The sequence below is a fragment of the Roseburia inulinivorans DSM 16841 genome (assembly GCF_000174195.1).
Lineage (GTDB): Bacteria > Bacillota > Clostridia > Lachnospirales > Lachnospiraceae > Roseburia > Roseburia inulinivorans.
The window spans coordinates 1-3,420 of the sequence record NZ_ACFY01000012.1 but is presented as its reverse complement, the minus strand read 5'-3'; the positions used below and the strand labels follow the sequence as shown (position 1 = coordinate 3,420).

Annotated in this window: 1 protein-coding gene and 1 pseudogene; one reads left to right on the top strand and one right to left on the bottom strand. The window is 38.2% G+C overall.

The window, feature by feature from the left end:
• Positions 1–1,379 (bottom strand): annotated as a pseudogene (locus tag ROSEINA2194_RS23395) (IS6 family transposase); the annotation flags it as partial.
• Between the two features lie 296 nt (positions 1,380–1,675).
• Here ROSEINA2194_RS23395 and ROSEINA2194_RS19505 point away from each other — a divergent pair.
• Positions 1,676–3,420 (top strand): transglutaminase domain-containing protein (locus ROSEINA2194_RS19505; protein WP_217284406.1); only part of this gene is annotated, 1,745 nt, incomplete at its 3' end.

Sequence of the window (3,420 nt, the reverse complement as noted above, 5' to 3'; positions counted from 1 at the left end):
CCAAGCATCGTGTCAGCCTGAGACAGCATTTCGACTTCATTTAAGACTTTATAGTTGTTGTGTTTGTGTGGTCTTAGGAAGTTGTAATAAGCAACCCAGAGGGCGAGATCATAGTTGGCTCCATCAATGTTATCAAAGCCGTTGGTTTTACGATAGGAAGCTTTGTATGTATGGTTTAAGCGTTCAATCATCTGCTTGTAAGGCCTTAATTCTTTAGAAACCTCATCGTCATTGGTGAGTCCGATTACTTGTGTGATTTCAAACTTAAACTTATCACCGAATTCATGGAAGAACTGCTGGGCGGCAAGGGGATATGCACTGTAGCCGTCTGCAATGAATTTAAAGTTTTTAGGGAGTTCTTTTAGATGCCGAAATGCCATCCGCATTGCAAGAATGCAGGGACCTACGCCACGATTATCAGATACCTGGTAACCGATGATAGAACGTTTGGCAGCGTCCATGATAAACCAAATGTAGGTTTTGACGCCACGGATTTTGATGTATGTTTCATCAGCAGTAAATACTTTGCCGGTTCCGTAATCGTAATTATCTACGAAAGGTTTTATGCAGATCGAGGCGGTTTTACAGTAGTTGGCAACCTGTTGATGTGAGATGCTGATGCCATGGATGTCTTTTAAAGCCTGAGCTGTTTTACGGAGCGATAATCCGAGATTTACTTTGTAGGTAAGACAGAGAGACATGACATTCTGATCGTGTCTGGTAAATTTCAAAGAAGATGCATTTTTAGGCAGACTATTTAAGTCCATGCGAAAGAAATCTATCTGGAATTCACGATAGATGTAGTGGAGTTTATATTTGTTTTTTCCATAGTCTTCTGCCAAGTCTTTCTTATCAACCTTTTTAAGGTTGTGAAGATAATAAGGACATTTGGGATTCACGCATTTGTGGACAACAAAGTGTTTGCGGTCTTTCTTGTGAGCCAGCGAATGATTGCAGTGCGGGCATTTGAGGGAGTAGGACTTTGAAAAACGATTTTCTTCCGGAGAGAATGCAGTGGAGCAGACTTTGCACAGAATTTGTCCTTTTTTACCATTGTTCTTGTAGAGATAAGGCTAGGGAGCATTGCAGCGAGGACATGTGCAGTCATTAGAAATATCACAATCCTTGCGACGATTAACAGGCTTTATTTTCTTGCCGTACTTCCATTCAAGGTAAGGAATGTAGTCCAAGTAATCCCATTTTTCGTAATGGATAATCTTTGGGAGTTTATCAATCTTGAATTTTTGATATTTGGGAGAATGAGAATCGTCAAAAGACCACTGCTTAAGAGGAATATATCTGCAGATAAAGTTAAAAAGCCAGCGGATTTGTTTCTGTTGGTATTGAATAATGTTAAGTAAATAAAGTATAATGTCCATGAGCATTGACTCCTTTTGTATAAGGTTTGTTTGGCGATAGACATTATACAAAAAAAAGGAGGTAAATGCTCTTTTTATTTGCAAACCTCCAAAATTCAAGGTTTTAAAGGATTTAGAACAATAAAAAACAGGTAGTTTTTGACACTACCTATCTTTATAAGGAGATTTTAATATGGGTCAAAGAAAAAAATATTTGTAAATTTTTTGTTTTTGTTATAGCTTTTCTTCTTTTTACACATGTGATAGTTAAAGCAAAGGATATTGAAACAGGATGGGATTATAACCAAGAGGAACGTTTGGAGTATGAGATAAGTCCATATGTGATTTTAGCAGATGGAGAGACGTTACCACAGACAAAAGTAGAAGATGCGTCTGTCCTTTCAGAAGATGTGGTACAACTTGACACAGAAGAGGCGTTATATCAGTATCTGAAAGAACAGCTTGTGGCAAGAAATAGTCAGATAACGGTCAGTGTACCGGTTGAGATTGATAATAAGGTTGGACCGGTCAATGCAATGACGTCTGCAGAAGAATATACGGAATCCTGTTCAGGGCAGGAAGGGGATGCTCTTAAATATGGCGGAGTCGGGTACAACATCAGTACGAGGGGCTATACAGCAAGAGTAACTTATACATATTATATGAATTATTTTTCGACGGCTGAGCAGGAGGAGAAACTGACAAATGCCGTTAAAAGTGCGCTGAAATCATTGAATGTGGATGAAAAAACAGATGAGGAGAAGGTAATTGCCATTCATAATTATATCTGTGATCATGTGGATTATGATTATGATGGATTAAGTGACAGTACCAATACGGTAAAATACACGGCATATGGTGCATTATGCAATGGAAAAGCAGTCTGTAATGGATATGCAGTGCTTTTTTACCGGATGTGTAAAGAGGCTGGATTGTCTGTTAGAATTATTTCAGGAACTGCAAATGGTGGTTCACATGCATGGAATATTGTAAGAGTAGGTGATGTTTATTACAATGTTGATACTACATGGGATGGTCAGGATTCACAGATACTCGACCATTATCTGTTGAAGAGTGAAAAAGATTTTTCTGCCGATCATACAAGGAGCGCAGAATATACGACAGAAGCATTTAATGATGCATATCCGATGGCTCTAAATTCATATTATGAAAAAACTTTCAATGCCCCATTGAATTGTGATAATCCACAATACGATAATGTGGCACTTGGTGGTACAACGGTTACAACTGCTTCGTCCTCAAAACCAAAGATTATGATTTATTTCAGTACACAATGTGGTTATTCACAGGCAACCATTCAGGGACTCTCAAAGAATACATATACCGGTGCAGATATCGTAGCAGTTGCGGTTAACACGACTTCTTCAGATGAGGTCACAGCGTTTAAAAACACATATGGAAATGATGATATATGTTTTGTATATAAAAACGCAGAGAATTCTTCAACAGCCCAGAGCCAGATGTGGAGTTATGTTCATATGAATTCCTCAGTAACTCAGATCTATTTTCCTGTGATTGCTTACATTGACAGTAATAATAAAGTGCAAAATGTGACGACCGGTTATCAGGCAGTGTCAGATATAGAAGAAAATATGCAGCATTATTGCGGCGTGACAAGTGATGGAAATGTATATACTATCAAGTATAATCCGAATGGAGGCTCTGGAGATAGTATCAGAAAAACATATCTGGTAAATATAGCCGCAGTTGTGGAAGAATGTACTTATACGAGAGCGGGATATAGTTTTGCTGATTGGAATACAAAAGAGGATGGAAGTGGAACAAGCTATAAGCCGGGAGACGAGATTTTAAATCCGAAGAGTGATATTGTTTTGTATGCACAGTGGAATATGAATATGACCTTGGACAATGTAGAGTTAGATGAATTTGCAAATACAGCTATTGGTGTACAGATAAAATGGAAGGCAGTTTCAGATGCAAAAAAATATCAGGTATATAGAAAAACAGAGAGTGGAAAATGGGTAACATTGGCGAAAAACGTGGAAGGTACAAGTTATACAGATACCACAGCAGAAAACGG